Origin of the sequence: Streptomyces sp. NPDC058295 (assembly GCF_042880655.1) — a bacterium.
Taxonomy (GTDB): domain Bacteria; phylum Actinomycetota; class Actinomycetes; order Streptomycetales; family Streptomycetaceae; genus Streptomyces; species Streptomyces coriariae.
The window spans coordinates 57,705-82,848 of sequence record NZ_JBHVYO010000021.1; the positions used below are offsets into that span (position 1 = coordinate 57,705).

Below are 25,144 nucleotides of genomic sequence, written 5' to 3' on the forward strand. Positions count from 1 at the left end.
CCGATGGGGAGGGGGGCGGCCGCGACCGTCAGTCCAGGGTGCGCGCCAGATACGCCCGCAGCAGCTCCCGCGTCTCGTCGATCACCTTCGGGTCACCCTCCGGATCCACCCGGAAGGCCAGCTGGACGAGGGTGTCCGCGGTCTCCACGGCGATCAGGAAGGTGCGGCGCAGGTCGTCGTCGGGCTCGCGGACGAGATAGTCGGAGAGCAGCTCGGTGAGGCGGTCGGCGACCCGGTGGTTGGGTTCCGCGTGCCGGGCGCCGACCGGGATCTGGTTGCCGAAGTCGACGAGGGAGAACCCGGGAGCGGTGTGCTTCATGGCCAGGTACTCGTCGAGCACGGCGTCCATGGCGGCCCGCCAGTCGCCCCGGCGCGCGCCCTTCAGCCGCTCGGTGACGCGCTCGGAGTAGCGCTCGAGGTTGCGCTGCGCCAGCGCGTCGGCCATCTGCCGCTTGTTGCCGAAGAAGCGGTAGACGGAGCCGATGGGGACACCGGCGCGCTCAGCGACGGCCCGGGTGCTCAGGCCGTCGTAGCCGACCTCGTCCAGCAGGTCGGCGCAGGCGTCGAGGATTCTGGTCAGCCGTTCGGCGCTACGCCGCTGCACGGGCGCACGACGGAGCGATGTCGCTTGGGGCACGGAGCTCATGATGCCTTTCCGTCGCGGTGGGGTGAACCTCACCCCTCGGTACGGAGAAAGATGCCTGATGCACTCAACGGCGGGCTCACCGGGGGAAGCCGCTCAGGGCGAGGGCTCCGACGCCGTGATGTACGCCGTGCTCTCCACCGGCTTGCCGTCCACCGCCCACACCGTGCCGTCGTCCGCGTACAGCCGGGCGGTGACCTGGTGGGTGCCGTGCGGCAGGTAGCCGGCCGGGATGCGGTAGGCCGGGGTGCGCAGGTCGGCGACCGGCTGGTCGTCCACGTAGAGCCGGGCGGCGCCGCGGCCGTGGGCCGCCCCCGCCTTCGCCGCGGTGGGCGTGAACCGGAAGTTCTCCACCTTCAGGCGGACGTCCCAGCTGCCGTCGGCCTCGGGCTCCACCTCGACACCGACCTCGGGTGCCCCCTTCTTCTCCACCTCGCGGTAGTGCCGCCCTTCGTCGTCCGTGTCCTTCAGGACCTTGCCCACGGGTGAGGGGGAGACCGACGCCGCGGTCGACGCGTCCCCCCGCTCCTGGGCATCACTGGTGCCACAGCCCGCGGATCCGGTCAGCAGCAGGACACAGACCGCGGGCACGGCGAGGCTTCCGCGCGTCCACGACATGCGGGGGAGCGTAGAACAACGGACCGACACGCGGATCCCCCTGGAGTCTGGTTCCGGCCGTCTTGATCGTCCTTCAGGAGGAGGACCGGCGCACCTCTTGCGCCGGGGAAATCGCAATCCTACGGTGATACATAGGAATCAGCAGGCGCACCCGCGGGGCGCCGGAGGGAGCGATCATGAGCAGCGGGGACGCACGCAAGACGGCCGAGGGCCTGACCTATCTCTCCGGATTCGGCAACGAGCACGCCTCCGAGGCCGTGCCGGGGGCCCTGCCCGACGGCCGGAACTCGCCGCAGCGCGCGCCCCTCGGCCTGTACGCGGAACAGCTCAGCGGTACGGCGTTCACCGAGCCGCGCGCCCACAACCGCCGCTCGTGGCTCTACCGGATCCGCCCCTCGGCCGCGCACCCGGCGTTCACCCGCGTCGACGACGGCGCGCTGTGCACCGGCCCCTTCACGGAGACGGTCCCCGATCCGAACCGGCTGCGCTGGGACCCCCTGCCCGAGCCGCCGGCCGGCACGGACCTCCTTGCCGGCCTGTGGACCCTCGGCGGCAACGGCGACGTCACCCAGCGCACCGGCATGGCCGTGCACCTGTACCACGCGAACGCCTCCATGGAACGCGTGTTCAGCGACGCCGACGGCGAGCTGCTGATCGTCCCCGAGCAGGGCGGACTGCTGCTGCGCACGGAGTTCGGGCAGCTGCACGCCGAGCCCGGCGAGGTGGCGCTGATCCCGCGCGGGGTCCGCTTCCGCGTCGACCTGCTGGACGCCTCCGCCCGCGGCTACGTCTGCGAGAACTACGGCGCCCCCTTCCGCCTCCCCGACCTCGGCCCGATCGGCGCCAACGGCCTCGCCAACCCCCGTGACTTCCGCGCGCCCGTCGCCGCGTACGAGGACGTCGAGGGCCCGGTGGAGGTGGTCGACAAGTACTGCGGCCACCTCTGGAGCGCGACGTACGACCACTCCCCGCTCGACGTGGTCGCCTGGCACGGCAACCACGTGCCGTACGTCTACGACCTGCGCCGCTTCAACGTCATCGGGACCATCTCCTACGACCACCCGGACCCGTCGATCTTCACGGTGCTGACCGCCCCCTCCGACACCCCCGGTCTGGCCGGCGTCGACTTCGTGGTCTTCGCCCCGCGCTGGCTGGTCGGCGAGGACACCTTCCGGCCGCCGTACTTCCACCGCAACGTGATGAGCGAGTACATGGGCCTGATCGAGGGCGCGTACGACGCCAAGACGGCCGGAAAGGGCGGCTTCGTGCCGGGCGGCGGTTCGCTGCACAACATGATGTCGGCGCACGGCCCGGACCGGGAGACCTTCGACCGGGCGAGCGCCGCCGAGCTGGGGCCGCAGAAGATCGACGACGGGCTGGCGTTCATGTTCGAGACCCGCTGGCCGGTCACCCTCACCCCGCACGCGGCCGGGGCGGACCACCTCCAGCAGCGCTACGACGACGTCTGGCAGGGCCTCGAACGCCACTTCCGTCCGTCCGGCGGAACGTCCGACGCAACATTGCACTGAACGATGCCGACCGGTACGGATAGCCCGTGACCTCCTTCGCCCCGGACTCGATCGTCCTCACCCGAAAGCTGCCGCTCTGGTACCAGGTGTCGCAGTCGCTGCGCGCCTCGATACTCGGCCGCTCGCCGCAGGACCCGCTCCGACTGCCCACCGAGGAGCAGTTGGCGGGTCACTACGGGGTGAGCGTGCTGACCATGCGGCAGGCGCTGAAGGAGCTGGAGGACGAGGGGCTGATCAGCCGGCACCGCCGGCGCGGCACGTTCATCGAGCCGAGCGCGCGGCGGGGCGCTCCGGTCCGGCTCCTCGGCTCGGTCGACGCGATCGTGGCCCAGCAGTCCGCCATGACGACGGAACTCCTCGACCACGGGCGTACGTCCGTCCCCGCCGAAGTCGCCGAGCACTTCCCGGATCTGACCGAGGTGGCGACCTACCACCGGCTGAGGAGCGACGAGAACACGGGTGAGCCGACCAACCACGCCCGCAACTACGTCCGTCCCGAGATCGCCGCCCGGATCGACCCCGAGGACCTGGTCCGCCGGCCCATGACGAAGGTGCTGCGGGACCTCACGGGCGTGGACATCAGCCGGATCACGGACACGGTCGAGGCCCGGCTGGCGGACCCGGAGACCGCCCAGCTGCTCCGGGTCCCGCTGCTCAGCCCGATCCTGCGCTACACGGGCGTCATCTACGACACCGGCGGACAGGTCCTCGACGTGGCCGTCATCCACTACCGGGGCGACCGTTTCTCCTTCACGGTCACCCTCGACGCGACGTGACCCGCCACGGGCGACCCGTCGTACGATGCCCAGCGTGACGCCCGACGACGCTCCGCCGCTGGCGGACCTCATGCCGTGGTCCGTCGCACCGCCGCGGCTCGGCCGGGGGTGGCCGACGGACCCCGACCCGGCTTCCCTGAAAGCCCGCTGGGACGCCCTGGTGAAGGCCGAGGGCCCGGCCCGCGAGGCCCTGTTCGAGCCGACCCGCTCACGCACCCTGCACACGGCGGTCGGGCAACTGCCCGGGCACCTCGGCGGCACCGGGCGACTCGTCCGCGCCTCGGGCCCCTGCCCCGAACCGGTGCGGGTACTGACCGGGCCGTTCGACGAGCACTGGCTCATCCCCGACCACCGGCTGATCGACGCGGCCCGCCCCGAGCTGTGGCGGGTGGCGGACGAGCACCAGGTCTTCGTGCTGGAGACGGCGTCCCCGCCGGGCCCACCGCTGCTCGCGACCGCCCTGATCCCGCTGGCGCGCCCCGGCCGGATCCGCCCGCTGTACCGGCGCCCCGGCGGCGCTGAACCCAATCTGGCGCCGGGTCTGCTGGAGCACCTCGGCCACTCCCCCGATCCGGTGGACTTCCTGGCCTGGACCCTGACCGCCGTCCGCCCCGATCTCACCGTCCCGCTCACCCGGGACCCCGGGCTCTGGGCCCGGGGTGTGGAACTGGGCCGCCGCGCCCTGTGGCTGCTCCGCCGCGACGGCGACCGCCCCCGGCTCCCCGGTGGCCGCCGCCCCTACGTCCGCGCCCCGCTGCCCAGCCGGCCCCTGACGCTGCACTACGACCGCGACGAGGAGACCCTGCACCTCGACGGCGGCCGGGTCTCCCCGGTCCCGCCCGCGGCCTGGGACTTCACGGCGGGCGGGGTCCGCGTCCTGGAGCAGTGGTTCACGGCCCGGACGGCGGAGCCCGGTGCGGGCGCCCTGGCCGCGATCCGCCCGACGAACTGGCCGCAGGCCTGGACCTCCGAACTCCTCGAACTGATCACGGTGTTGGCGCTGTTCGCGGAGGTGCGCGACCGGCAGGAGGAGTTGACGGTGCCGGACACGATCACCGCGAAGGAGCTGCGCGCGGCGGGCGTCCTGCCGGTCCCGGACCGGGTCCGGCACCCGGCGACGGTCCTCGACCACCACGAGGAGGGCCCGGAGGGCCAGTTCGCCCTGATCTAGCATCCACCCCATGGACCAGAGCCCCCCGCCGCTGCCGCCGCCCCTGGAGGGCCTCACCGTCGTCGCCGTCGAGCAGGCGGTCGCGGCCCCGTTCGCCACCCGCCAGCTCGCCGATCTCGGCGCCCGGGTGATCAAGGTCGAGCGGATCGACGGCGGTGACTTCGCCCGTGGCTACGACACGGCCGCCGCCGGCCTCGCCTCGCACTTCGTGTGGTGCAACCGGGGCAAGGAGTCCATCGCGCTGGACCTCAAGGACCCACGCGGTCTGGACGTCGTACGGCGGCTGATCGCGGACGCGGACGTGTTCGTGCAGAACCTCGCGCAGGGGGCGGCGGCCCGGCTGGGTCTGGACGCGGCCACCCTGTGCGCGGCGCACCCGCGGCTGGTCGCCGTCGACATCTCCGGGTACGGCGCGAGCGGGCCGTACGCGGACAAGCGGGCGTACGACATGCTCGTGCAGTGCGAGGCGGGCCTGGTGTCGGTGACCGGGACGCCCGAGCAGCCGGTGAAGGCGGGGATCCCGGCGGCGGACATCGCCGCGGCCATGTACGCCTTCTCCGGCGTGCTGGCGGCGCTGGTGCGGCGGGGCACGACCGGACGGGGCGGGCCGGTGGAGGTCTCGATGCTGGAGGCGCTCGCGGAGTGGATGGGGCATCCGCTGCACCACACGATGCACGGCGGCGCCGCTCCGGCCCGCACCGGCCTCGCGCACGCGGTGATCGCGCCCTACGACGCCTACCCCACCGCCGACGGCGGGCGGGTGCTGCTCTCCGTGCAGAACGACCGTGAATGGCGCCGGCTGGCCGAACAGGTCCTCGGCCGACCCGACGCGGGGACGGATCCGGCGTACGCGACGAACGCGGCAAGGGTGATGAACCGAGAGCGTACGGACGCGCTGGTGGCTGCCACGCTGGGTGCCCTGGACGCCGACGAGGCACTCGCGCGGCTGGAGGGCGCGGGCATCGCGTGCGCACGCCTGAGGGATCTGCACGAGCTGGCGGAGCATCCGCAGCTGGCGGCCCGTGAGCGGTGGCGGGAGGTGGGGACGCCGGTCGGACCGCTGCGGGCGCTGCTGCCCCCGATCACGCTGCCGGGCGGGGCGGAGGCACGGATGGGAGACGTGCCCGCGCTCGGGGAACACACCGAAGCGCTGCTGCGTGCCGTGGGGATGACGGACGAGGAGATCGCAGCGCTGCGCCGGGACGGTGTGGCCGCCTGAGCGCGGGACTCAGTACGTGAAGACGCGCCGGCCGGTCAGTGCTTGTTGCCTCCGAACAGCGAACGCCGCAGTCGGCGCAGCGGCGCGAAGAGCGAGACGCGGCTCACCCGTGCCCGCGCCGTCTTGGGGCCGTGGTCACGCGCGGGTTCACGCGCGGTCAGCTCCCGCATGAGCGAGGTCGCCTCGAGCGTCTCGCGCTGCGGTATGGCGGGGCCCGCCAGCACCGAGAGATGGCGGTCGAGGCGCGAACTGGTCGCACTGCTCCCGCAGGTGATCGCAGGGACCCGCGCCCTGCTGTGCATCGTTATCTGTTCCATGTCACTCCCCACCCGTACGAGTCCACCCGGCCCGGGCAGGGTAACCCTATCGTCCCGTCGAGGCACACGTGTATCGAGCTCACAGGATTCACCTTCCCCGTAAGGGGGTTGACGACGCCTCCCCGATCACTCTCCGAATCCAACCGATTTCAGGGTGAGTTGGACAACTGGCTGTGTAGTGGGCTGTGGTGATCCCCCGTCGGGCTCGACGGTCACAGCGAGTGATGTCGCGACCTTGTCGAGACCGGTGGCGACCAAGGGCGTGTCGCCGTCGAAGAGCCCGAGGGAGCGCGGTTGCGCGTCGGGGCGCATGAGCCACAGCTGATGCACCTGTCCGGTGGGCAGCTCGCCGTATCCGCTCAGGGTGACGATCGCCTCCCCCTCGCCGGCGGAGGCGATCACTCCGATACTGCGGCCCTGCGCATCCTTGCCGGTGCTCGCGCGCGCGTCGGGAGCTGCGAGAACGTGGGCGATCTCACGCGCCTGGGCGCGCTCGGCGTTCAGTTCGTCCTGGGCGCGACCCGCCTGCACGGCGAAGAGCGAGGCGACGACGAGGGCCGCCGCGGCGGTGGCCGTGGCGAACGGTACGAACAGCGGGCGGCGCGCGCGGGGCGCACGGGCGCGTCCCGGCGGCGGCTGCGTGCCCCAGACGTGCGGCGGCAGTTGGGGAGCGCGCTCCCTCGCCGGCGCGCGGGAGGACTCCTGCGGCGTTCTCTGCACGGCCGCCAGTACCCGGCTGCGCAGGTGGGCCGGTGGCTGCGCGGCCTGGGACCAGGCGAGCCGGACGGCGTCCTCGGCCAGTGCCCGCACCTCGGCGGCGCAGCGGTCGCAGCCCGTCAGATGCTTCTCGAAGCGGCGGCGTTCGTCGGGTTCGAGGGCGTCGAGCGCGAAGGGGGCGGCCAGCGAGTGCAGGTCCTCGCGGCGGAACAGGCCGAGCACACTCATGCGGCACCTCCCAGGCAGTCGCGCAGTCGCGTGAGTCCGTCACGCATCCGGGTCTTCACCGTGCCCAGCGGCAGCGACAGCCGGTCGGCCACTTCACGGTACGTGTAGCCGTCGTAGTAGGCGAGGGTGACGGACTGGCGCTGGAGCGCCGTCAGCCGGTCGAGGCAGCGGCGGACCAACTGGCGTTCCAGGCCCGCCTCGACCTCCTCGGCCACCTGGTCGAAGGCGGGGTCGTGATAGCGCGACGCCTCGCGCTGCTCACGGTCCACGGCCGCACGGGCGCTGCGCACCCGGTCGACGGCGCGGCGGTGCGCGAGGGTGAGGATCCAGGAGAGGGCGCTGCCGCGGTTCGGGTCGAACCGGCCGGCCGAGCGCCAGGCCTCCAGGAGCACCTCCTGGGCGACCTCCTCCGACTGCGCGGGATCCCTGACGACCCGGCGTACGAGCCCGAACACCGGCCCCGACACCAGTCCGTAGAGCTGTTCGAATGCGCGCTGGTCGCCCCCAGCCACGAGCACCAGCAGCTCGTCCGCCTCCATGCGGTCCCCCTCCCTGCGGCCGTCACACCCGGGCCGCCCCGTCACACCAGGCATTCGCAACGAACACACCTCCGGATGGGGGGTACGTATCGAAGCGCCGAAAACGCGGGTGAGCAGGAAATAAAAAGTTTTTGGGTTTGGACCAATCCGAAACCACCTCCCGCTCCGTATCACTGTCCGTCAGGCAACTTGGCACAGAGGACGGACGGCATGACAGCTTTCTCCAGGAGCGGCAACGGACGCAGGAGCGTCGCGACCCTCGTCTGCGGTGCGTTGGCCGCCGGGGGGCTCGCAGCCGCCGGCGTGGCCACGCTGGTGCCGGGGGCGGCCTACGCCTCCAGCCACCGCGAGGCCCCCCTCATCTCGGGCACCCCGCAGTACGACAACACCGACGTGTACGCCTTCGTCAGCCCGGACCACCCGGACACGACGACGATCGTCGCCAACTGGATCCCCTTCGAGGAGCCGGCCGGCGGTCCCAACTTCTTCCCGTTCGCCGAGGACGCCCAGTACGACCTGCACATCGACAACAACGGTGACGCGAAGGAGGATCTGACCTTCCGCTACACCTTCAAGACGCATGTGAAGAACAAGAAGACGTTCCTCTACAACACCGGTGTCGTCGAGAGCCTGGACGACGCCGACCTGAACATCACGCAGACGTACGACCTCGAACTGATCAAGTCGAAGAAGGGGAAGGTCGAGCACGAGACGAAGATCGCGGACGACGTGCCGGTGGCGCCGTCGAACGTGGGCAAGGCCTCGATGCCGCACTACTCGAAGCTGCGCGACCAGGCGATCTACAAGCTCTCCAGCGGCGCCAAGACCTTCGCGGGCCAGGCCGACGACCCGTTCTTCCTCGACCTGCGCGTCTTCGACCTGCTGTACGGCGGTGACCTCTCCGAGGTCGGCAACGACACGCTCAAGGGCTACAACGTCAACTCGATCGCGCTTCAGGTCCCGAACGACATGATCGCCGAGTCGGAGCACCAGCCGATCGTCGGCATCTGGTCGACGACCCAGCGCGAGAACGCCCAGGGTCACTACTCGCAGGTCTCGCGGCTCGGCATGCCGCTGGTCAACGAGGTCGTCAACCCGATCAAGGACAAGGACAAGTTCAACGCGTCCGAGCCCAAGGACGACGGCCAGTTCCTGAAGAACGTCACCAACCCCGAGCTGCCGAAGCTCATAGAGGCGATCTACAAGATCAAGGCGCCGGCCGAGCCGCGCAACGACCTCGTCGACGTGTTCCTGAAGGGCGTCAAGGGCCTCAACCAGCCGCCCTACGTGACGCCTTCGGAGGAACTGCGCCTCAACACCTCGATCAAGCCGACCGCCAGCCCCAAGCGGCTCGGTGTCCTCGACGGCGACAACGCGGGCTTCCCGAACGGCCGTCGCCTCACCGACGACGTGATCGACGCCTCGCTCCAGGTCGTCGAGGGTGAGCTGGTCGGTTCCAAGAACGACCTGGGCGACGCGGTCGACAAGAACGACAAGTCCTTCGAGAAGTACTTCCCGTACGTGGCCCTGCCCACCGAGGGCTCGCGCGGCGCGACCGCCAAGACCGACGCGGCCACCCGCAGCCAGCTCGGCGACGCCCTCACGGGCTCCGACAGCAACACCACGCTGATCGCGTCCTCCGCGGGCGCCGGCGCGGCGGGCATCCTCCTCATCGGCGGCGGCCTGATGTGGTGGCGAGGCCGGCGGCGGGCCTACTAGGCCCTCCTCCTGAGCAGGGCCCACCGGGCCCTCCTCCTGAGCGGGCCGGGGAGAATCCTGCGCTCCCCGGCCCGCCTCACAGACTGGCGCGGCCCGCGTACTCATCCCCCACGGCGCGGGCCGCGCCATCCCCGTGCGAGCAGGCTGAACGACCCCAGGCGACCTAGGAGAGGGCATGTCCCCGCGGACGAACGACGGCGAACCGGAGCCCACCCGACCGGCCTCCGCCCGACCGGTACCGGCCTCCGGCACACCGGTTCCCGGCGCACCGGCCTCCGGCGGACCGCTCGCGAACCCCGGCCGACCGGCGCCGAACCCCGGCCCGGGCCAGGCCTCCGAGGAAGCCTCCTCAGACACGAAGACCACGGCAGAGGCGAAGCCCGGGCCCGGAAACCCGGCGGAAGCCGACACCCGAGCCGACGCCCCTGCCGACACAGACACGGTCGCCGACGCGGTCGCCCATGCCGAAGCCGGGGCGAAGGCAGAGGCCGGGACGGAGACCGAGGCCGGGACGGGGGCCGAGGCCGGGCCCCGGGCCGGCGCCGAGGCAGAAGCCGGCGCCGACACCGAGACCGGCGCTGATGCCGAGACCGGTACCGACACGGAGACCGGTGCCGACACCGAGGCAGAGGCCGGGGCAGGCACCGCCGAGGCAGAGGTAGACACCGCCGAAGCCGGGGCAGACACCGCCCAGGCCGGGGCCGAGGCCGACGGCGATGCGGGTGCCGCTGCCGAGCTCGGCCACGGCGCCCCTGGCCACGGCGCCGGTGATCGCGGCGCCGGTACCGGTGACGGTGGCGAACTCGTTGTCGGTGGCGATGAGCGTGTCGCCGCGGTGCGGCGGGCGGGCGCCGCCGGGCGTCGGTGGCGAGCCGCTCAACTCAGCGCCTGCGCCGCCATGCTGGCCGTCGCGCTCACCGCCGGGGCGGTCGCGCTCGGGGCGGCGCGGGACGGCCGGAACGTGCCCGTGTCGACCGCCGCGGCGGTCTCCCCCGGGCTGCTGGCCAGTGGCGACCTCGACTCGAGCATCACCGCGCTCCAGGCCCATCTCCGTTCGCAGCCGAGGGACTTCGGCGGCTGGGCCACCCTCGGGCTCGCCTACGTCGAGCAGGCCCGCACGAAGGGCGACCCCTCCCGCTACCCGCAGGCCGAGCAGGCCTTGAAGCGCTCCCTCGCGCTGCGCTCCGACAACGACCAGGCGCTCGCCGGCCGGGCCGCCCTCGCCGCCGCCCGGCACGACTTCGCGAACGCCCTGGACCTGGCCGACCAGGCGCTGAAGCAGAACCCGTACAGCGAGCGCGCCCTGTGCTCCCGTATCGACGCCCTCGTCGAACTCGGCCACTACGACGACGCCGAGGAGGCCGCGAGGACGGCCGACGAACGGCGCCCGGGCGTACCGGTGTTCACCCGCTACGCGTACGTGCACGAACTGCGCGGCGACGTCACCACCGCCCGCCGGGTCCTGGAGCGGGCACTCGCCGCGTCGACCTCACCCGGCGACATCGCCTACGTGGCCGCCCAGCTCGGTCAACTCGCCTGGAACCAGGGCGACTACACCACCGCGCTCACCCACTACGCCCGCGCGCTCGCCGCCGACGAGAACTACCTCCCCGCGCTGGAGGGCCGTGCCCGCGCCCAGGCGGCGAGCGGGCAACAGGCGGAGGCGATCAAGGGGTTGGAGCTGATCGTCGCCCGCTATCCGCTCCCCGGACCGCTGGTGGAGCTCGGCGAGCTGTACGAGGCCCGGGGCGGCGAGGGCGACACGGCGAAGGCCGAGAACCAGTACCTCCTCGTCGACGCGTGGACGGCCATCGCCCGCGCCAACGGCGTCAACGCCGACCTCGACACCGCGCTCGCCGCCGCCGATCACGGCGAACGGGCGACGGCCCTGCGCGCGGCCCGCGACGACTGGTCGCGCCGGCACACCGTGCACACGGCGGACGCGCTCGCCTGGGCCCTGCACGTCAACGGCAAGGACGCCGAGGCCCTCCCCTACGCCCGGCAGGCCACGGCCACCGGCTACCGCAACGCGTCCTTCCTCTACCACCGCGGGGTGATCGAGAAGGCCACAGGACACCCCGCCGACGCCCGTACGCATCTCGCCGCCGCCCTGAAGCTGAACCCCGGCTTCTCCCCGCTGGGCGCCCGCGAGGCCCGTACGGCACTCAAGACGCTGGAGGCGAACAAGTGATTTCCCGTCGTCTGTTCGCTTCCTGCGCGGCCGTGTTCACGGCCGGCTGCGCGCTCGCGCTGGTCCCTTCCGCCAACGCGAGCGCGCACCCCCTCGGCAACTTCACCGTCAACCGCTACGACGGTCTCGTCGCCGCCCCCGGGCAGCTCCGCGTGGACCACGTCGAGGACCTCGCCGAGATCCCGGCGACCCAGGCGAAGCCGGACATCGAACGGCTCGGGATGACCGAGTGGGCCCGGCAGCGCTGCGCGACGGCCGCGACCGGCAGCAGGCTGACCGTGGACGGCCGTGCCGTCAGCCTCACGGCGGGCGCCGCCAACGCGGTCGTACGGCCCGGCCAGGCGGGGCTCGACACCCTGCGCGTGGAGTGCCGGCTGACGGCTCCGCTGCCCGCCGTGTCCGGCGAGGACACCCTCTCCCTCACCTTCCACAGCGAGGGCGCCTCCTCCGGGCCCGGCTGGCGCGAGATCACCGCGCGCGGCGACCGCATGACGCTCGCCGACTCCGACGTGGCGAGGAAGTCGGTCTCGTCGGAACTCACCAGCTATCCCAAGGAGTTGCTCTCCTCCCCCGCCGACACCTCGACCGCGTCGGTGCGGGTGCGGCCCGGTGGCGCGGCCCTGGTCGAGGAGGACCGAGACGCGCCGGCCGCGTCCGTGCTGCCGCGGGGCGCCGACCGCTGGACGCGGGCCCTGGACAACCTGGTCGCGCGGCAGGACCTCACCGTCGGCTTCGCCGCGCTGGCCCTGGTGATCGCCGTCGGCCTCGGCGCGATGCACGCGGTCGCCCCGGGGCACGGCAAGACCATCATGGCCGCGACGGCCGCCGCGCGGGGCGGCAGGGCGCGGATGAAGGACGTCCTCCCCCTGGCCGCCTCCGTCACCGTCACCCACACCCTGGGCGTCGTCGCCCTCGGCCTGCTCGTCACCGCCGGATCGGCCGCGGCGCCTTCGGTGATCGCCTGGCTGGGTCTGGCCAGCGGCGCGCTGGTGCTCTTCGCGGGCGCGACCCTCGCTCGACGGGCCTGGCGCGGCCGGGGCCCCGACAGCCCCCACGGACACGGACACACCCACCCGCACCCGCACCCGCACGGCGACGACCCGCACACCCACGAGCCGGCGAAGGCCCCCGCACGTCAACTCGCCCTCGTCGGCGCCCCCACCCCGCACACCCATGCCCATCACGACCTCGGGCATGAGCACGGACACCGTCCCGACCACGGCCACGACAACGACGGCGACCGCCACCACGAGCACGACCACGCTCACGGTCACGGTCACGAGCACGGTCGCCCCCACACGCACACCCACGGCGGCCACACCCACACCCACGCCGTCGCCCCCACGCTCCGCGGCACCCTCCTCCTCGGCTTCGCCGGCGGCATGGTCCCCAGTCCGTCCGCCGTGGTCGTGCTGGTCGGCGCGGCGGCGCTCGGGCAGGCCTGGTTCGGGCTGCTGCTCGTCGTCGCGTACGGCGTCGGGCTCGCGCTGACCCTGACCGCCGCCGGGTTCGCCGTCGTCAGGCTGGGCGCCGGCGCGACCCGGCTGCTGGACCGGCAGCCGCGCTGGACGACCCACCCGGTCGTGACGCTGGTCCGCCGCAACCTGCCCCTGTGGTCCGCGTTCCTCGTCGTCGCCCTCGGCGCCGGACTGGTGTTCAAGGGGGCCGCATCCGTACTCGGCTGAGCTACGTTTGTGGGGTTGCGGAGGTTTTCGCCCGGATACGAAGAGCGAAATGGGGGCGCGGTGTTCGAAGAACCGGGCAGTGAACGTCTGATCGCGGGCCGCTACCGCCTGCTGACCCCGCTGGGCGAGGGCGGCATGGGCACGGTGTGGCGGGCCCGTGACGAAGTGCTGCACCGCGAGGTCGCCGTCAAGGAGGTGCGTGCGCCGCACGGACTGGCGGCCTCGGACGTCGAGCGGATGTACGCACGGCTGGAGCGCGAGGCCTGGGCCGCGGCCCGGGTCGCGAACCGGAACGTCGTCACGGTGTACGACGTGGCCACGCAGGACGGCCGGCCGTGGATCGTCATGGAGATCGTGCGCGGGATCTCCCTCGCCGAGCTGCTGGACGCCGAGGGGCCGCTCGAACCGGCCCGGGCCGCGCACATCGGCGCCGAGGTGCTGTCCGCGCTGCGCGCCGCGCACGAGGCCGGGGTGCTGCACCGGGACGTGAAGCCGGCGAACGTGCTGATGTCGAACGACGGCCGGGTGGTGCTCACCGACTTCGGTATCGCGACCGTCGAGGGCACCTCCGCGCTGACGATGACCGGCGAGGTCATCGGCTCACCCGAGTTCCTCGCGCCGGAGCGGGCGCTGGGGCGCACCCCGGGGCCCGAGTCGGACCTGTGGTCGCTGGGCGTGCTGCTGTACGCGGCGGTGGAGGGCAACTCGCCCTTCCGCCACGACACTCCGCTGAGCACCCTGCGCGCGATCGTCGACGAGGAGCTGCCGCCGCCGCGCCGGGCCGGGCCGCTCGCGCCCGTGATCGAGGGCCTGCTGCGCAAGGACCCGGCCGAGCGGCTGCCGGCCGACCGGGCCGAGCAGGACCTGCGGCTCGTCGCGGCGGGCGGTGCCCCTCGCGGCGGCGACACGGTCCGCTCGACGCCACCGGCGCCGTTCGCGCCGTATCCGCCGACGGCCTCGACCCCGGCCGAGCCGTTCCGTCAGGAGCCGTCGTCCCCGACTCCGCCCCGGTCCTGGTCGGCCGCCCCGGCGACGACGACCGGTTCGGTGGAGCCGCACCGGAGCCGGCGCGCCGGTGTGGTCCTCGCCACCGGTGTGGTGGTGCTGGCGCTGGCCGTCGCCGGGCTGACGTACGGGCTGCTGAACCGCGACGACGGCGGCGACGACGCCGGCGGTGGCGGGGTCACCAACAGCGCGACGGACGTTCTGAGTTCGCCTCCGACGCAGCCGGAGAAGAGCGAGGAGGCCAGCGAGTCGCCGAGCCCGAGTCCGAGCGAGAGCGAGAGTTCCGAGGCACCGGCGCAGACCGTCTCGGTCACCGTCGCCGGCGCGCACACGGACTACTCGGGCAGCTGTCCGCCGGCGGACGGGGACGCGCCCGCCTTCACCGCGACGATCACGGTGGGGCGGCTGCCCGCGACGGTGTCCTACCGCTGGGTGTCGAAGGACGGTGAGCTCTCCGGACAGACCTGGAAGACGCTGGACTTCGCGTCCGGCGGTGGGAAGTCCAAGCAGGACCAGGTGATCGTGTCGACGTACGCCGAGAGCGGGACGTACCAGAACTCGATCGCCGTCGAGGTCCGTGATCCGGTGAAGACGACGTCCAACTCGGTGCCGTTCTCGGTCACCTGCGAGACGGAGGCCCCGACGGACGGGGCCTCCCCCTCACCTTCTGCCTCGGAGTGACGGAGCTGGTGGAGCCGACGGATCAGGCGGCGCTGTTCAGGACCGGAAGGTAGCCACCCGACTGGCCGGACGCGGTCGGGTGGTACGACTCGCCGATGTTCAGCCAGTTGAGGCTGTGCAGCCAGGAGCTGCCGGAGCAGATCTCGTGGCCGGCGAACGGGGTGCGGACGTCGCCGAAGGCGAAGCCGTGGGCGGCGGCGCGCCCGGCGGTGGCGGCGTCCAGGTAGTCGGCCGCGTTGTTGATGGCGGAGCGCTTGGTCTCGGACAGGCCCAGGCAGACCGTGCCGAGCTTGTAGAAGCGCGGGTAGCCGATGACGACGACGCGCGCATTGGGCGCCTTGGCGCGGATCGAGGAGTAGACGGTGTCGAGCTTGCCGGGCAGCGTCGAGTCGACGTAGGCCCTGGCCGTGTTGATGCGGGACAGACAGGTGCTGTCGGAGCCGGTGACGCAGGTCGTCATGACGTCGGCGAAGCCCGCGTCGTTGCCGCCGGCCGTGATGGAGACCAGGCCGGTCGAGGAGTTCAGGCCGCCGAGCTGACTCGCCAGAACTTCATCCGTTCGCGCGCCCGAACAAGCCGCGAAGGTGAACGACGAGGGGGCGTGGGCGGCGTTCCAGAGGTACGGATACGCCTTGGTGCTGCGCTTGCAGTTGCCGCTGGAGCTGATGTAGCTGCCCGCGCCGACTCCGGAGGAGTAGGAATCCCCCAGCGCCACATAGCCACCTGCGGCTGCGAGTTGGGCGCCCTGCGCCGAGGCCGCCCCGGTGAGGGCGGTGCCGAGGGCGAGGAGGAGCGAGCTCACGAATACGACAAGTCGGGAACGTCTCATGGAACCTCCCTTAGCAGGATCTCTGCCACAACGTTCGTAGCAACTACGCGTGTTGACGGGAAGTGTCCATGCCAAGACTTTCTGGCCGCTAACGGGATCGTCCGCACCTCTTTGTGGGACGGATGTTGCGTGGTCATGTCAAGGTTGTTGACAGCCCCTCAACTCCCTTGTTCTACGCACGTAGACGGCTGAGGCTTTACCTCAGCCGCGAACGGAACGCGACGTTCGAGGCCGTGTGCGCGACCGCGCGCACTCCCCCACAGCCGTGCGCCCGACCCAGGCGCGGGCTGCCTAGAGGAGGACTCCCTCGTAATGGCACAACTGCGTAGCAACAAGGCCCGCATCACCGCCGCCGCCACCGTGGCGGCCGCCGCCCTCGTCGGCGGGCTCACCGCGCTCCCCGCCCAGGCCGCACCGGCCGAGGGCAAGGTCCTCGCGGCCGGCTCCCCCACCGCCGTCAAGGACAGCTACATCGTCACCCTGAAGTCGCAGGCGGGCTTCAAGGCGTCCTCGGCCACCGGCAAGAACCTCGTCAAGGACTACGGCGGCACCGTCGGGAAGACGTTCGGCTCCGCGCTGAACGGCTACACCGCCACCCTCTCCGCCACCGAGGCGAGGAGACTCGCCGCGGACCCGGCGGTCGCCACCGTCGAGCAGAACCAGACCGTCCGGGTGAGCGACACGACGCAGTCGAGCGCCCCCTGGGGCCTGGACCGCGTCGACCAGACCGCGCTCCCGCTGTCCGGCACGTACACCTACCCGGACACCGCCGGCACCGGCGTCACCGCGTACGTCATCGACACCGGCGTCCGCATCACCCACTCCCAGATCAGCGGCCGGGCCTCCTACGGCTACGACGCCGTCGACGGCGACACCACCGCCTCCGACGGCAACGGTCACGGCACCCACGTGGCCACGACGATCGCGGGCTCCACCTACGGCGTCGCCAAGAAGGCGAAGATCGTGGCGGTGCGGGTGCTCGACAACGCCGGTTCCGGCACCACCGCGGGCGTCATCGCGGGCATCGACTGGGTCACCAACAACCACTCGGGCCCCTCGGTCGCCAATCTCTCGCTCGGCGGCGGCGCGTCCACCACGCTGGACACCGCGGTGCGCAACTCCATCGCCAGCGGTGTCACCTACGCGGTGGCGGCGGGCAACAGCAGCGCCAACGCCTCCTCGTACTCCCCGGCCCGCGTCACCCAGGCCATCACCGTCGGCGCCACCACCAGCACCGACGCCAGGGCCAGTTACTCCAACTACGGCTCTGTGCTGGACATCTTCGCCCCCGGCTCCTCCATCACCGCGGGCTGGTACACCAGCGACACCGCCACGAACACCATCTCCGGTACGTCGATGGCGACCCCGCACGTCGCGGGCGCGGCCGCGGTCTACCTGGCGGGCCACACCTCGGCCACCCCGGCCCAGGTGGCCACGGCCCTGGTGAACGGCGCGACCTCGAACGTGGTCACCAGCCCGGGCACCGGCTCACCGAACAAGCTCCTCAAGATCGTCCCGTGACCCTCGCGGACCATGCGGCACTGATCTGAACCACCGTTCCCCGGAGGCCTCCGCGGCCCCCGGGGAACACTTTTTTCGCCCCCGTGTCCGTTCCTGTGCCGCTTCCTTTCGAGGGGACGCATCATTCTGTAACGGTCAAACGAACAAAAAGGTAAGTGAGCCGCCAAGGGCTTGCCATCCGGGCGTAATCATCAATACCGTCATACATCTCACTCGCATCGGACCGTCGGCAACGGCTCCAGGGGAGGGCTCAGGGACCGCGGCGGTATCGGGGCGGGAGCGCGGTAGGGGGGTGCCGTGCTCGGTGACCGCACTGGTGACCGGGCCGTTCCGCGCGCGGTCGGCTGCCGTCCTTCGACGGTGGCCGGTCAGTTCTGCCAGCTCACCCGTGTCTGCGCGGAGATCACTCCGCCATGGGTGAGAAACCCCCCTTTCGAACCGGACGTGGATTCCGGGCCGCCCAGGGGCGGGCGGCCCACCGGACGAGAGGGACCAGACTCATGAGTTCCGTTCTGCAACCGGCGACATCGGGCCAGGATCTCGAAAGCCCGTCGACCGTCGGCACCTACCGGCCCATCTCCTCTCACCTGGCCATCACGCCACCGGTGAGCGTGGTCATCCCCGCGATGAACGAGGCCGAGAACCTTCCGTACGTGTTCAAGACCCTGCCGGGCTGGATCCACGAGGTGGTCCTGGTCGACGGCAACTCCACCGACGACACCGTGCAGGTCGCGCGTGACCTGTGGCCGGGCGTCAAGGTCGTCGGACAACAGGGCCGCGGCAAGGGCGACGCCCTGATCACCGGCTTCGAGGCGTGCAGCGGCGACATCATCGTGATGGTCGACGCGGACGGCTCGGCCGACGGCAACGAGATCGTGTCGTACGTCTCCGCCCTCGTCTCCGGCGCGGACTTCGCCAAGGGCTCCCGCTTCGCCAACGGCGGCGGCACCGACGACATGACCTTCATCCGCCGGCTCGGCAACGGGGTCCTGTGCGCCCTCGTCAACCGCAAGTTCGGCGCCCGCTACACCGACCTGTGCTACGGCTACAACGCGTTCTGGCGGCACTGCCTGGACAAGATCGAGCTGGACTGCACCGGCTTCGAGGTCGAGACCCTGATGAACATCCGGGTCGTCAAGGCCGGGCTGAAGGTGCAGGAGATCCCCAGCCACGAGTACCTGCGCATCCACGGCGTCAGCAATCTGCGCGCCGTCCGCGACGGGCTGCGCGTGCTGCGGGTGATCCTCGGGGAGCGGTCCAACCGGCGGGCGCTGCGCCGCATGGTCCGCCGCTCGCCGATGCTCGACTCGGGCCGGGGAGAGGCGTCTTGAGCACGATCGACGTCTCGGTCGTCATCTGTGTGTACACCGAGGACCGCTGGGAGGACATCCTCGCGGCGGTCGCCTCGGTGCGGGCGCAGACCCACCCGGCCCTGGAGACCCTGGTCGTCGTCGACCACAACCCGACGCTCCTGGACCGGCTGAGGAGCGAATACAAGGAGACCGGCGGGGTGCGGGTGCTGCCCAACGCGGGCCCGCGCGGTCTGTCGGCCGGCCGCAACACCGGCATCGCCGTCTCCCGGGGCGAGGTGGTCGCCTTCCTCGACGACGACGCCGTCGCCGAGCGGGACTGGCTGCGCCGGTTCGCCGACCCGTACTCCGATCCCCGGGTGCTGGCCGTGGGCGGCCGAGCGATGCCCGTCTGGTCCTCCGGCCGGCGGCCCGACTGGTTCCCCGAGGAGTTCGACTGGGTGGTGGGCTGCTCCTACCGGGGCCTGCCGCCCGGCCGGGTCCGGGTGCGCAACATCCTCGGCGGGAACGCCTCCTTCCGGCGTACCGCGTTCGACTTCGTGGGCGGCTTCGCCACCGGCATCGGACGCGACGGCAGCAAACGGCCGATGGGTGGCGAGGAGACGGATCTGTGCATCCGGCTCAGCCGCGCGAGACCCGACGCGATCCTGCTGATGGACGACCGCGCGGTGATCCACCACAAGGTGCCCGAGGCGCGCGAGCACTTCGGGTACTTCCGCACGCGCACCTACGCCGAGGGCCTGTCCAAAGCGCTCGTCGCGCGCAGCGTCGGCGTAGACAAGGGGCTGGAGTCCGAACGCCGGTACGCCACCCGGGTGTTGCCGGCCGGTGTGCTCCGCGGACTGCGCGACCAGCTGCTGGCCCGGCCCGGCGGGGCCCGGCGGGCGGCCGCGATCGTCGCCGGGGTGCTGACGGCGGCCGGCGGGTATCTGGTCGGCAGTGCGCGGGCGCGGCGGGCGGGGACGACGTTCGCCGTGGTGCCGATCCCGGCGGACCAGGTGGAGCGGGCCGCGTGACGGGGGCGGGCGTACCGATCCTCATGTACCACGCGGTGGCCGCCGACCCGAACGCCGCCACCCGCACCCTCTCGGTCACGCCCGAGGCGTTCGCCGAACAGATGGCCCTGCTCGCGGACCGCGGTCTGACCCCGCTCACCACCGCCGAACTGGCGGCCCGTTGGCGGTCCGGCCGGCCGCTGCCGGGCCGCCCGGTCCTGATCACCTTCGACGACGGCTACGAGGGCGTGCACCGGCACGCCCTCCCGGCGCTGGCCGAGCACGGCTTCCCGGCCACCCTGTTCGTCACCACCGGCTGGGTCCGGGGCGCCTACGACACCGGGGGCGGCCTGGACACCATGCTGGACTGGCGGCAGGTGCGCGGACTGGCGGACAGCGGCGTCGAGATCGGCGGCCACAGCCACACCCATCCGCAGCTCGACCAGCTCGACGACGCCCGGCTGCGCGCCGAGCTGATCCGCTGCCGGGACATCGTGGCCGGCGAACTGGGCAGCCCGCCCGTGTCGTTCGCCTACCCGTACGGCTACTCCAGCCGCCGGGTGCGCACGGCGGTACGCGGACACGGGTTCGCCCAGGCGCTCGCCGTGGGCAACTCCCTCGCCCACCGCGCCCAGGGGCCGTACGCCCTGCGGCGCGTGACGGTACGGCGCAGCACGGACGCCGAGGAGTTCGAACGGCTCGTCGACGGCCGGGCGATCGGCCGGACGTTCGCGAGGGACCGGGCGCTCACCAAGGGGTACGCCGTGGTGCGGCGGACCCGCCGGCTCCGGCAACTGGTCTGAGGGGTGGCCCCGGCCGGTCCCGCCGGGGCCATGCCCGCCCGGCGGGACCGGTTCCCGGCATCGGGCACGCCCGACACACCGGGCGCACCTCGCGCACTGCGGAAACCGGGTGCGGGCGACGCTCTTGTGCCGGATCATGGCGGCATGTCCGTACCCCCGCACGACGCACTGCCGATCCGGCTCAACGTCGACGACTCCGACTCCCCGTCCGATGTCGTCGACGCGCTGTTCCTCGGCCGCTTCGCGACGGGCGAGCAGCCGTACTCGCACGCGGTGAACATCGACCGCGTGCGCTCCGGCGCGACCCTGCTGCCGCCGCACGCCCGCGTGCTGCGGGTCGCCCGGGACGAGGACCGCAGCGCCACCCTGGCCGAGGGCGACGGCTGGACCCTGCTGGTCTCCCGCTGGAACCGCGGGGCCGACGTCACGGTCACCGCGACCACCGCCGAACTGGCCGCACAGGTGCTCGACCAGGCCACCGACGGTGCGGCGGACGAACCCGAACCGCAGCCGGAGAACGTGACCATGGGCTTCTGGTACGTCTCCCCCCGGCGCGGCCCGCACCGCACCACCCGGCAGATCTCCGCGGGCACCTGGGACGAGGTGCGCTCCAACTACACGGCGCCCGTCGCCGAGGCGATGGACCACCTGATGGGGACGACCCCGGAGGACATCGCCGGCCGGCTGCTCCTGCTGCACGGCCCGCCCGGCACCGGCAAGACCTCGGCGCTGCGCACGCTGGCCCGCTCCTGGCGGGAGTGGTGCCAGGTGGACTGCGTCCTGGACCCCGAGCGGCTCTTCTCCGACGTCGGCTATCTGATGGACATCGCGATCGGCGAGGACGACAGCACGGGCAAGGGCCGCTGGCGGCTGCTCCTCCTGGAGGACTGCGACGAACTGATCCGCGGCGAGGCCAAGCACACCGCGGGCCAGGCCCTGTCCCGGCTGCTGAACCTCACCGACGGCCTGCTCGGCCAGGGCCGCAACGTCCTCGTCGGGGTCACGACCAACGAGGACCTGGAGCGCCTGCACCCCGCCGTCGTCCGCCCCGGCCGCTGTCTGGCCCGCATCGAGGTCGGCGGGCTGACCCGCCGGGAGGCCGTGGACTGGCTCGGTACGGAGGAGGGGGTCGGCCGCGAGGGCGCGACGCTGGCCGAGCTGTACGCCCTGCGCCGGGGCACCTCCCCGACCTCGCTGCCGGAACCCCGGGGGCGGTCGGACGCGGGACTGTACCTGTAGGTGTTCTGATGGAGGTATGACACTGTACGTCGGCACCTCCGGCTGGCAGTACAAGGACTGGAAGGGCGTCCTGTACCCGGCGGGCGTGCCCGTGCGGCGGTGGCTGGAGGAGTACACCGGGCACTTCGCCACCGTCGAGATCAACAACGCCTTCTACCGGCTGCCGTCGCGGGAGACGTTCGCGTCCTGGGCCGAGCGCGTCCCGCCGGACTTCGTGGTCGCGGTGAAGGCGAGCCGCTATCTGACCCACATCAAGCGGCTGAAGGACCCCGAGGAGCCGGTACGGCGCCTGATGACCCACGCGGCCGGTCTCGGCGACCGTCTCGGCCCGGTGCTGCTCCAGCTGCCGCCGACCCTGCGGGCCGACACCGGGCTCCTGGACGCCTGTCTGTCCTGCTTCCCGTCCGGCACGCGCGTCGCGGTGGAGCCACGGCACGAGTCGTGGTGGACGCCCGGCGTGCGGGACGTCCTGCGGGCCCGGGGCGCCGCCCTGTGCTGGGCGGACGTCGGCTCCCGCCCGGTCACCCCGCTGTGGCGCACCGCCGACTGGGGGTACGTCCGCTTCCACCAGGGCCGTGCCCACCCCTGGCCGCACTACGGCCGCCGGGCCCTGGAGACCTGGCTGGACCGCATCGCGACGACCTGGGCGGTCGAGGGCGGCAACGACGTCTACGCCTACTTCAACAACGACCCCGGCGGCGCGGCGGTGGAGGACGCGGCACTGTTCGGGCGGACGGCGCGGCGGGCGGCGCTGAACGTGACCCGCACACCGGGCACGCTCGCCGCACACCGCTGATCACCGTTCGTAGGCCGCCCGCAGGGCGTCCCGCACGGCGGCCGACGCCTGTTCCTCGGTGAGTCCCAGCCGCAGCGCCCGCTCGGCGTAGGCCTGCGCGGCACCCGCCGCCTCCCGCTCCGCCGCCGGTCCGGACGCGGCGACGAACGTGCCGTTGCGTCCCCGGGTCTCGATCACCCCGTCCCCCTCCAGCGCCCGGTACGCCTTGGCGACGGTGTTCGCGGCGAGGCCGAGCGACTCGGCCAGCCCCCGGACCGTCGGCAGCCGGTACCCGACCGGCAGCGCTCCCGACCGCGCCTGCTCGGCGATCTGCGCCCGCACCTGTTCGTAGGGGGCGGCGCTCTCATCGATGTGGATCTTCAAGGTCACGGGCCGATTGTCCCGCACCCGCCGGGGAACGGGAGTGCGACGGAGCCGAAAATGGGAGGCAGACGGGCGCCGCCCGACCGTAGCGTGCGCTCACATGACCGTCATCGTGCGCGACCTGCGCCCCGAGACGCCCGCCGACATCGAGGGCTTCATCCGGGTCCGGCACCGCGCCCTGCCCTATGTGTTCTTCAGCCCGGCCTCCGTGCTGCACGGCCTCTCGCTGTCCCGCCCCGACGCCCACGCCCGCAAGCTGGTCGCCGTGGAGGACGGGGAGATCATCGGCACGGCCCAGCTGGGCCTCGCCCAGGACAGCCCGGAGCCCGGCCAGGGGTCCCTCAACGTGTACGTGGACCCCGCGCGCACCCGGCGCGGCGCGGGCACCCTGCTGGTCCGCACCGCCGAGGAGCATCTGACGGCCCACGGGGCGACGAAACTGTTCGCCTGGGTGCTGGACGAGCCGGCCGACCGTGCCTTCGCCGCACGACACGGCTACCGGTCGAGCCGCTCCGCGCACTTCCTCCGCCTCGACCTGGCCCGCACCGCGCTGCCACCGCTCCAGGACCCCCCGCCCGGCGTCGAGCTGCGCACGGCCGCCGACTTCGCCGACGACCCGTACCCCCTGTTCACCCTGGACGCGGAGGCGGGTTCGGACGAACCCGGCGACATCGCCACCGAGTTCACGGACTACGCGGCCTGGCTCGACGAGTACTGGCAGCACCCTCATCTGGACCGGGAGCTGACCTCGGTCGCCGTGGCCGACGGCCGCCCCGTCGCCTTCAGCGTGGCGCACAGCCACGACGGCCTGTACACCACGGGCATGACCGGCACCGCCCGCGACCACCGCGGCCGGGGCCTGGCCAAGCTCGTCAAGAACGACTCGCTGCACCGGGCCCGCGCGGCGGGGTACAGGGAGGCCTACACGGGCAACGACGCGGACAACGGGCCGATGCTCGCGATCAACAAGTGGTTCGGGTACGAGATCTGCGCGACGGAGGTGCGGCATGTCCGGGAACTCGGCTGAGTCGGCAGGTGCGGTGGACGTGGTCCTCGTCAAGGGCGGCCGGACGAAGATCCGATACGCGGCCGAGCTGCTGTCCGACGACGGCACCCGGATCGCCGTGCGCGCCCCCTGGGCCGGGGACGCGGTACGCGACTTCGGCTTCGTCCGCTTCGAGGCGGGTGACGTCTTCACCGAGTACTTCTGGCGGGACCGCTGGTACGCGGTGAAGGAGGTCCGCGACGCGACGGGCGCCCTGAAGGGCTGGTACTGCGACATCACCCGCCCCGCCACGCTGTCCGGCGGTGAACTGGTCGTCGAGGACCTCGACCTGGACCTGTGGCGCTCCGCCGACGGGACGGACGTACGGCGACTGGACGAGGACGAGTTCGAGGAGAGCGGGCTGGCGGAGCGGGACCCGGCGGCCGCGGCCGCCGCGATGACCGCCCTCGACGAGCTGGAGGCGCTGGCCACCGCCGAGGGAGGCCTGGAGTCGCTGCTGGACTGAGCGGCCGTCGGCCCGCCGCCGCGTTGCCCAGCGACGCCGTGCACGGCACCACCCTTCACAGCACCGCCGCACGCTGCCTCTCACACCGTCGCCACCACCGCGTACCGCTCGTCCGTCACGGCCCCGCCCCACAGTCCCGCGTCCTCCGACAGCCGTTCGACGCGGGCGTGCTCGGTCAGCGGGGCCAGCAGGGCGGTGAGCCGGTCCGCAGGTATACCGACCGGGGTGACGGTCCCCCACACACCCTCGACCAGCACGAGACGCCCGCCCGGTCGCACCAGGCCGCGCCAGTGCCGCAGGACCCGGGCGGGGTCGGGCAGGGTCCACAGCACATGGCGTACCAGCAGGGTGTCGAAGCGCTGCTCACCGACCGGCGGCGCCGCCGCGTCACCGAGGAGGAACACCGCGTCACGCCCGGCGAGTTTGGCGCGGGCCAGGTCGATCATGGCCGACGACAGGTCGACCCCCGTCACCCGGTGTCCCTGCTCGGCCGCGAGGAGCGACAGACTGCCGGTGCCGCAGCCGAGATCGAGGAGGTCACAGCCGCGCTCCGGCAGCCAGGCGCGCAGCCGCCGGGCCCAGGCGGCGCGCACCCCCGGGTCGCCCAGGCCGTGGTCCGGCTCCTCGTCGAAGGCGGCCGCCGCCGCGTCCCAGTCGACACCCGGCGCAGTCGGTTCGTCACTCTTTTTCCTCATGTGCCCAAGAGTGACACCCACCACTGACAATCGAATCGTGACAG

24 protein-coding genes are annotated in these 25,144 nt (G+C 72.5%); 16 read left to right on the plus strand and 8 right to left on the minus strand.

All coding sequences use genetic code 11. From position 1 onward, the window contains the following. Positions 1-28 precede the first annotated feature (28 nt). Positions 29-646, minus strand: a complete 618-nt coding sequence (locus ACFVYS_RS23070) for a TetR/AcrR family transcriptional regulator (protein ID WP_057602080.1) — start codon at positions 644-646, stop codon at positions 29-31. 93 nt (positions 647-739) lie between these two features. Next, a complete protein-coding gene (locus ACFVYS_RS23075; RefSeq protein WP_389504720.1) occupies positions 740-1,261 on the minus strand; it encodes a hypothetical protein in 522 nt (173 codons plus the stop codon). Positions 1,262-1,437: 176 nt separating this feature from the next. Between ACFVYS_RS23075 and hmgA the strand changes: the two genes are divergently transcribed. Genes hmgA through ACFVYS_RS23095 form a run of 4 tightly spaced genes read left to right on the plus strand, consistent with a single transcriptional unit; the run spans position 1,438 to position 5,956 of the window. Further along, positions 1,438-2,790: a homogentisate 1,2-dioxygenase gene (hmgA, locus tag ACFVYS_RS23080; protein ID WP_389504722.1), complete on the plus strand. Its 1,353-nt coding sequence runs from the start codon at positions 1,438-1,440 to the stop codon at positions 2,788-2,790. Between the two features lie 26 nt (positions 2,791-2,816). Beyond that, positions 2,817-3,566, plus strand: coding sequence for a GntR family transcriptional regulator (locus ACFVYS_RS23085; RefSeq protein ID WP_389504724.1), 750 nt, complete (start codon positions 2,817-2,819; stop codon positions 3,564-3,566). Positions 3,567-3,591: 25 nt separating this feature from the next. Next, positions 3,592-4,737 (plus strand): type ISP restriction/modification enzyme, encoded by a 1,146-nt coding sequence (locus tag ACFVYS_RS23090; protein WP_389504726.1) that lies wholly within the window; start codon positions 3,592-3,594, stop codon positions 4,735-4,737. 10 nt (positions 4,738-4,747) lie between these two features. Beyond that, a complete protein-coding gene (locus tag ACFVYS_RS23095; RefSeq protein ID WP_389504728.1) occupies positions 4,748-5,956 on the plus strand; it encodes a CaiB/BaiF CoA transferase family protein in 1,209 nt (402 codons plus the stop codon). Between the two features lie 35 nt (positions 5,957-5,991). Here ACFVYS_RS23095 and ACFVYS_RS23100 read toward each other — a convergent pair whose 3' ends face one another. The 3 genes from ACFVYS_RS23100 to ACFVYS_RS23110 form a co-directional block, all read right to left on the minus strand. Then, positions 5,992-6,273, minus strand: coding sequence for a hypothetical protein (locus ACFVYS_RS23100; RefSeq protein WP_389504730.1), 282 nt, complete (start codon positions 6,271-6,273; stop codon positions 5,992-5,994). A 126-nt stretch (positions 6,274-6,399) separates the two neighbouring features. Next, positions 6,400-7,218, minus strand: coding sequence for an anti-sigma factor domain-containing protein (locus ACFVYS_RS23105; protein ID WP_389504732.1), 819 nt, complete (start codon positions 7,216-7,218; stop codon positions 6,400-6,402). Further along, the gene (locus ACFVYS_RS23110; RefSeq protein WP_054239311.1) at positions 7,215-7,757 is read right to left on the minus strand and encodes a sigma-70 family RNA polymerase sigma factor; all 543 of its coding nucleotides are present in this window, start codon (positions 7,755-7,757) and stop codon (positions 7,215-7,217) included. Before ACFVYS_RS23110 ends, ACFVYS_RS23105 begins: the two co-directional genes overlap by 4 nt. A gap of 210 nt (positions 7,758-7,967) precedes the next feature. On the opposite strand from ACFVYS_RS23110, the gene ACFVYS_RS23115 reads away from it, so the two are divergent. From ACFVYS_RS23115 to ACFVYS_RS23130, 4 genes are all read left to right on the plus strand, one after another. Continuing rightward, positions 7,968-9,476, plus strand: coding sequence for a DUF4331 domain-containing protein (locus ACFVYS_RS23115; protein ID WP_362528355.1), 1,509 nt, complete (start codon positions 7,968-7,970; stop codon positions 9,474-9,476). A gap of 175 nt (positions 9,477-9,651) precedes the next feature. Further along, positions 9,652-11,667, plus strand: coding sequence for a tetratricopeptide repeat protein (locus tag ACFVYS_RS23120; RefSeq protein ID WP_389504734.1), 2,016 nt, complete (start codon positions 9,652-9,654; stop codon positions 11,665-11,667). Next, entirely contained in the window at positions 11,664-13,352 is a 1,689-nt protein-coding gene (locus ACFVYS_RS23125) for a sulfite exporter TauE/SafE family protein (RefSeq protein WP_389504735.1), read from the plus strand. Before ACFVYS_RS23120 ends, ACFVYS_RS23125 begins: the two co-directional genes overlap by 4 nt. Positions 13,353-13,412: 60 nt before the next feature. Continuing rightward, positions 13,413-15,038 (plus strand): serine/threonine-protein kinase, encoded by a 1,626-nt coding sequence (locus ACFVYS_RS23130; RefSeq protein ID WP_389504737.1) that lies wholly within the window; start codon positions 13,413-13,415, stop codon positions 15,036-15,038. A 22-nt stretch (positions 15,039-15,060) separates the two neighbouring features. Here the strand turns inward: ACFVYS_RS23130 and ACFVYS_RS23135 are convergent, their stop codons facing one another. Further along, positions 15,061-15,867 carry an SGNH/GDSL hydrolase family protein gene (locus ACFVYS_RS23135; RefSeq protein ID WP_389504738.1) on the minus strand — a complete coding sequence of 269 codons (807 nt, stop codon included), beginning with the start codon at positions 15,865-15,867 and terminating at the stop codon, positions 15,061-15,063. Positions 15,868-16,179: 312 nt separating this feature from the next. Between ACFVYS_RS23135 and ACFVYS_RS23140 the strand changes: the two genes are divergently transcribed. The 6 genes from ACFVYS_RS23140 (at position 16,180) to ACFVYS_RS23165 (ending at position 22,531) form a co-directional block, all read left to right on the plus strand. Continuing rightward, positions 16,180-17,388 carry a S8 family peptidase gene (locus ACFVYS_RS23140; protein WP_389504739.1) on the plus strand — a complete coding sequence of 403 codons (1,209 nt, stop codon included), beginning with the start codon at positions 16,180-16,182 and terminating at the stop codon, positions 17,386-17,388. 500 nt (positions 17,389-17,888) lie between these two features. Beyond that, on the plus strand, positions 17,889-18,719 hold the full coding sequence (locus tag ACFVYS_RS23145) for a glycosyltransferase family 2 protein (protein WP_389504741.1): 831 nt from the start codon (positions 17,889-17,891) through the stop codon (positions 18,717-18,719). Next, positions 18,716-19,714, plus strand: a complete 999-nt coding sequence (locus ACFVYS_RS23150) for a glycosyltransferase family 2 protein (RefSeq protein WP_389504743.1) — start codon at positions 18,716-18,718, stop codon at positions 19,712-19,714. Before ACFVYS_RS23145 ends, ACFVYS_RS23150 begins: the two co-directional genes overlap by 4 nt. Next, the gene (locus ACFVYS_RS23155) at positions 19,711-20,496 is read left to right on the plus strand and encodes a polysaccharide deacetylase family protein (RefSeq protein ID WP_389504745.1); all 786 of its coding nucleotides are present in this window, start codon (positions 19,711-19,713) and stop codon (positions 20,494-20,496) included. Before ACFVYS_RS23150 ends, ACFVYS_RS23155 begins: the two co-directional genes overlap by 4 nt. Positions 20,497-20,640: 144 nt before the next feature. Continuing rightward, the gene (locus tag ACFVYS_RS23160; RefSeq protein WP_389504747.1) at positions 20,641-21,735 is read left to right on the plus strand and encodes a DUF5925 domain-containing protein; all 1,095 of its coding nucleotides are present in this window, start codon (positions 20,641-20,643) and stop codon (positions 21,733-21,735) included. 16 nt (positions 21,736-21,751) lie between these two features. Further along, positions 21,752-22,531, plus strand: coding sequence for a DUF72 domain-containing protein (locus ACFVYS_RS23165; protein ID WP_389504749.1), 780 nt, complete (start codon positions 21,752-21,754; stop codon positions 22,529-22,531). Here the strand turns inward: ACFVYS_RS23165 and ACFVYS_RS23170 are convergent, their stop codons facing one another. Then, positions 22,532-22,900 carry a GntR family transcriptional regulator gene (locus ACFVYS_RS23170; RefSeq protein ID WP_389504751.1) on the minus strand — a complete coding sequence of 123 codons (369 nt, stop codon included), beginning with the start codon at positions 22,898-22,900 and terminating at the stop codon, positions 22,532-22,534. Positions 22,901-22,994: 94 nt separating this feature from the next. Here ACFVYS_RS23170 and ACFVYS_RS23175 point away from each other — a divergent pair, with 94 nt between their 5' ends. Together ACFVYS_RS23175 and ACFVYS_RS23180 are read left to right on the plus strand one after the other, a co-directional pair. Further along, positions 22,995-23,921: a GNAT family N-acetyltransferase gene (locus tag ACFVYS_RS23175; protein ID WP_389504753.1), complete on the plus strand. Its 927-nt coding sequence runs from the start codon at positions 22,995-22,997 to the stop codon at positions 23,919-23,921. Beyond that, positions 23,902-24,405 (plus strand): DUF402 domain-containing protein, encoded by a 504-nt coding sequence (locus ACFVYS_RS23180; protein WP_389504755.1) that lies wholly within the window; start codon positions 23,902-23,904, stop codon positions 24,403-24,405. The genes ACFVYS_RS23175 and ACFVYS_RS23180 overlap by 20 nt, the downstream gene beginning before the upstream one ends. An 80-nt stretch (positions 24,406-24,485) precedes the next feature. Here ACFVYS_RS23180 and ACFVYS_RS23185 read toward each other — a convergent pair whose 3' ends face one another. Further along, a complete protein-coding gene (locus ACFVYS_RS23185) occupies positions 24,486-25,100 on the minus strand; it encodes a class I SAM-dependent methyltransferase (RefSeq protein ID WP_389504757.1) in 615 nt (204 codons plus the stop codon). Positions 25,101-25,144: the final 44 nt, after the last annotated feature.